A 5172-nucleotide genomic window follows, 5' to 3' on the forward strand; every position below is an offset into this window, starting at 1 on the left:
GCCGACGGTTCGTCGGCGGGGGCCTCACACACTGCCTGCGGCAGCTGGAACGGGAAGGAACTCAGCGCTTGGCCTTCGGCGTGGCCAGACGGGTGCCCGACCACTCCTTACCCACGGTGATGCTCTTCGTCTGGGAGAGGCCGGCGGTCTGCCCGGCCTCGGCGATGTCGCTGGGTTCGACGTAACCGTCCCGGCCGGTCTTGGGGGTCAGCAGCCAGATCATGCCGCCGTCCTCAAGGAGACCGATGGCGTCCACCAGTGCGTCCGTGAGATCGCCGTCCTCATCGCGGAACCACAGCAGCACGACGTCTGCGACGTCGTCGTAGTCCTCGTCGACCAGGTCCTGGCCGATCAGCGATTCGATGGATTCACGGAGCTCGTGGTCAACGTCGTCGTCGAAGCCGATCTCCTGGACCACCTGTCCGGGCTCGAACCCCAGCCTGGCGGCCGGGTTGGTCCGCTCCTCCGCGTGGTCCGCGGTCGCGCTCACGGCTTGCCTCCTGATCATGTTTCGGAAATGGGGTCTCCCCTGCTCGATCGAAGTCGAGAACCAGGGGATGCCAGCCACGCGCGTGCGCGCAGCTTTGGCCGTAGTCCACACGGGCGGGGCGGATCGCGCAAGTACCCGGCCGTCGAGACCGCCGAAACGGTGACGATCCTGGTGGTGTCGACGCAACTCCTGGTACGAGATCACCTCGCCCTGTGACGCACACCACACCGTTCCGCCCCGTATGTCCCCTTCGGAACCCTCTGGGGTTACGAGGACCGAACGACTTTGCGGAACGCGTCACGGACTGAGCGTATCGTTGCGTTTTGGTCGGGCCCGTCCCAGCGGACTGTGTGAACGTCTCGAATCCCTCTCGATAAAGGCCTCGGTTACCCCTCGGTAGAGATGACGTTTCGGTTCCTCAGGTACACGATGGGGAACGGTGCAGAGACGTGCAGAGACAGAGAAAACCCCATCAGACAGCCCTCAGACCGCCCCTCTGACAGCGAAGGAACAGCGTGGCTTCCGGATCCGATCGCAACCCGATCATCATTGGCGGCCTTCCCAGCCAGGTCCCGGACTTCGACCCTGAAGAGACTCAGGAGTGGCTCGACTCCCTCGACGCCGCCGTCGACGAGCGGGGCCGTGAGCGCGCCCGCTACCTGATGCTGCGGCTGATCGAGCGGGCCCGCGAGAAGCGCGTGGCCGTGCCCGAGATGCGCAGCACGGACTACGTCAACACGATCGCGACCAAGGACGAGCCGTTCTTCCCGGGCAACGAGGAGATCGAGCGCAAGGTCCTGAACGCGACCCGCTGGAACGCGGCCGTGATGGTGTCGCGCGCACAGCGCCCCGGGATCGGGGTCGGCGGCCACATCGCCACCTTCGCCTCCTCCGCCTCGCTGTACGACGTGGGCTTCAACCACTTCTTCCGCGGCAAGGACGAGGGCGACGGCGGCGACCAGATCTTCTTCCAGGGGCACGCCTCGCCGGGCATCTACGCCCGCGCGTTCATGCTCGACCGGCTGAGCGAGCAGCAGCTCGACGCCTTCCGCCAGGAGAAGTCCAAGGCGCCGTACGGGCTCTCCTCGTACCCGCACCCGCGCTCCATGCCGGACTTCTGGGAGTTCCCGACCGTCTCCATGGGCCTCGGCCCGCTCGGCGCGATCTTCCAGGCGCGGATGAACCGCTACATGGAGGCGCGCGGTATCGCGGAGACCTCCAAGTCGCATGTGTGGGCGTTCCTCGGCGACGGCGAGATGGACGAGCCGGAATCGCTCGGCCAGCTGTCCATCGCCGCTCGCGAGGGCCTCGACAACCTGACGTTCGTCGTCAACTGCAACCTGCAGCGGCTCGACGGCCCGGTGCGCGGCAACGGCAAGATCATCCAGGAGCTGGAGTCGCAGTTCCGGGGCGCCGGATGGAACGTCATCAAGCTGGTCTGGGACCGCAGTTGGGACCCGCTGCTCGCGCAGGACCGCGACGGCATCCTGGTCAACAAGCTGAACACCACGCCCGACGGCCAGTTCCAGACGTACGCCACCGAGACCGGTTCCTACATCCGCGACCACTTCTTCGGCGACGACCACCGGCTGCGCGCCATGGTCGAGAACATGACGGACGACCAGATCCTGCACCTGGGCCGCGGTGGTCACGACCACAAGAAGGTCTACGCGGCCTTCGCGGCGGCCAAGGCGCACAAGGGCCAGCCGACGGTGGTGCTGGCGCAGACGGTCAAGGGCTGGACGCTGGGTCCGAACTTCGAGGGCCGCAACGCGACCCACCAGATGAAGAAGCTGACCGTCGCCGACCTCAAGGGCTTCCGCGACCGGCTGCACATCCCGATCACCGACCAGCAGCTGGAGGGGGGCGCGCCGCCGTACTACCACCCGGGGCGCGACTCCGAGGAGATCCAGTACATGCACGACCGCCGCAAGGGGCTCGGCGGGTACGTCCCGACGCGTATCGTGCGGTCGAAGCCGCTGCCGCTGCCCGAGGACAAGACGTACGCGAGTGTGAAGAAGGGCTCGGGTCAGCAGTCCATCGCGACGACCATGGCCTTTGTGCGGCTCCTCAAGGACCTCATGCGGGACAAGGAGATCGGCAAGCGGTTCGTGCTGATCGCGCCCGACGAGTACCGCACGTTCGGCATGGACTCGTTCTTCCCGAGCGCGAAGATCTACAACCCGCTCGGTCAGCAGTACGAGGCGGTCGACCGCGATCTGCTGCTCGCGTACAAGGAGTCGCCGACCGGTCAGATGCTGCACGACGGCATCTCGGAGGCGGGCTGCACGGCCTCCCTGATCGCCGCGGGTTCGGCGTACGCCACGCACGGCGAGCCGCTGATCCCGGTCTACGTCTTCTACTCGATGTTCGGTTTCCAGCGCACCGGCGACCAGTTCTGGCAGATGGCCGACCAGCTGGCGCGCGGTTTCGTACTGGGCGCGACCGCCGGGCGCACGACACTGACCGGTGAGGGTCTCCAGCACGCGGACGGGCACTCGCAGCTGCTCGCCTCGACGAACCCGGGCTGCGTCGCGTACGACCCGGCGTACGGCTTCGAGATCGCGCACATCGTGCAGGACGGTCTGCGCCGGATGTACGGCTCCTCGGCCGAACACCCGCACGGCGAGGACGTCTTCTACTACCTGACCGTCTACAACGAGCCGATCCAGCACCCGGCCGAGCCGGCGGACGTCGACGCGGACGGCATCGTCAAGGGCATCCACCGCTTCAAGGCCGGTACGGCGGGCACGATCCCGGCGCAGATCATCGCCTCCGGTGTCGCGGTGCCGTGGGCCGTGGAGGCGCAGCAGATCCTCGCGGCCGACTGGAACGTCAAGGCGGACGTCTGGTCGGCGACCTCCTGGAACGAGCTGCGCCGCGAGGCCGTCGAGGTGGAGCGGCACAATCTGCTGCACCCCGAGGAGGAGCAGCGCGTGCCGTACGTGACGCGGAAACTGGGCGACTCCGAGGGACCGTTCGTGGCGGTGTCCGACTGGATGCGATCGGTTCCCGACCAGATCTCGCGCTGGGTTCCGGGCACGTACCAGTCGCTCGGCGCGGACGGTTTCGGCTTCGCCGACACGCGGGGCGCCGCGCGCCGCTTCTTCCACATCGACGCGCAGTCGATCGTGGTCGCGGTGCTGACCGAGCTGGCACGCGAGGGCAAGGTCGACCGGTCGGTGCTGAAGCAGGCGATCGACCGCTACCAGTTGCTCGACGTGGCGTCGGCGGACCCCGGGGCCGCGGGCGGCGACGCGTAGTGGTGTGACAGCTGGGCGCGCCCGCTGAGGGTGTGCGTCCGCCGAGGGGCGGTGGGGCCGGTCGCGGCTCCGCCGCCCTTCCGTGGTTCCTCCGCCGTGCGACTTCTACGATGCGGGCATGAAGGAACAACGGGCATGAAGGAACAATCGGCACAAGCCCGTTGGGAGCACCACACCCAGCGGCCCCTGCTGGCGCTCGCGGTGGCCTTCGCCCTCGCGTACGCCGTGCCGATCGTGGACAGCGGTGCGAGTCCCTCGCTGACGTCGACGTGCACGCTGGTGGAGTGGGTGGTGTGGGGTTCGTTCGCCGCCGACTACCTCATGCGGCTCGCACTCGCCCGCCGGCGCCGGGAGTTCGTCCGCACGCACTGGCTCGACCTGTGCGCGGTGGTCGTGCCGATGTTCCAGCCGTTGCGGCTGCTGCGGCTCGTCTCCACGCTGATGCTGGTCGGGCGGCGGGCCCGGATGGCCTCGCAGATCCGGCTGACGACGTACGTCGGGGGCTCGGTGATCGGGCTGTTGATGTTCGGCTCGCTCGCCGTGCTCTCCGTGGAGCGGGACTCGCCGAATGGGAACATCCGGACGCTGGGCGACGCGGTGTGGTGGTCGTTCACCACGATGACGACGGTGGGGTACGGCGACCACGCCCCGACCACCGGTCTCGGCCGCATGATCGCGGTCGGCCTCATGCTGTCCGGGATCGCCCTTCTCGGTGTCGTCACCGCGAACATCGCCACGTGGTTCATCTCCCGCTTCGAGAAGGACGACGTGGAGGAACGCAGGCAGACGGCGGCGATCGAGGCGCTCACTGAGGAGGTGCGGGCCCTGCGGGCGGAGGTCGCGTCGCTGTCCTCCCCGGGGGTGCCGCATCCCGTGCCGGAAGCCGTGGAGGGGCCGGTTCGGTAGGGCCCGTTCGATAGGGGCCGGGGGCCCGCGGTGACGACGGCTCCGCCGCCACGCGGGTCCGGAGCCCGCTACCAGAACCCGGAGCCCGGGGCCGCCGTGCCGGCCAGCCAGATGATGGCCAGGAGGGTGTCGATGGCACCCAGGACGAGGGCGATGAGGGCCGGGACCGGGCGGGAGGACCAGGTTCGGCCCATACCGAGCCAACCGCAGACGATCGCCACCGGGCCGAGGATGATCCCCAGCACGAAGAACCCGGCGACCGCACAAATGACTCCGACGATTGCGAGCGTCGCGCGATCCGGCCCGTTCCGGGACCACGTCCGGCCACGTGAACGGGGGTACCTGCGCGTGCCGTGTCCAAAGCCCGTCATCTCAACTCCCTGGACCTCTCGGCCAATTGGGTTCGACGACCGGGTACCCCTGTTTCCGCCCGTAAGACCTGCCGGCGCGCTGCCCCCCCCCCCCCCCGCCGGAGTGAGGGGCCGGCCGAGAGGCGGCCGAAGATCCACGGGG

The 5172-nt window shown here is 68.5% G+C and carries 4 protein-coding genes; 2 read left to right on the forward strand and 2 right to left on the reverse strand.

What is annotated here, in order from left to right:
- Positions 1-61 precede the first annotated feature (61 nt).
- Positions 62-490, reverse strand: a complete 429-nt coding sequence (locus tag ABZS97_RS43360) for a DUF3052 domain-containing protein (protein ID WP_356149330.1) — start codon at positions 488-490, stop codon at positions 62-64.
- 515 nt (positions 491-1005) lie between these two features.
- Between ABZS97_RS43360 and aceE the strand changes: the two genes are divergently transcribed.
- Both aceE and ABZS97_RS43370 read left to right on the forward strand, forming a co-directional pair.
- Positions 1006-3753: a pyruvate dehydrogenase (acetyl-transferring), homodimeric type gene (aceE, locus tag ABZS97_RS43365; protein WP_356149335.1), complete on the forward strand. Its 2748-nt coding sequence runs from the start codon at positions 1006-1008 to the stop codon at positions 3751-3753.
- 135 nt (positions 3754-3888) lie between these two features.
- Positions 3889-4659, forward strand: a complete 771-nt coding sequence (locus ABZS97_RS43370; protein WP_356149338.1) for an ion channel — start codon at positions 3889-3891, stop codon at positions 4657-4659.
- Between the two features lie 68 nt (positions 4660-4727).
- Here the strand turns inward: ABZS97_RS43370 and ABZS97_RS43375 are convergent, their stop codons facing one another.
- A complete protein-coding gene (locus ABZS97_RS43375; protein WP_356149341.1) occupies positions 4728-5030 on the reverse strand; it encodes a small hydrophobic protein in 303 nt (100 codons plus the stop codon).
- Positions 5031-5172 lie beyond the last annotated feature (142 nt).

The organism is Streptomyces sp. NPDC005485, from assembly GCF_040606085.1.
Classification (GTDB): domain Bacteria; phylum Actinomycetota; class Actinomycetes; order Streptomycetales; family Streptomycetaceae; genus Streptomyces.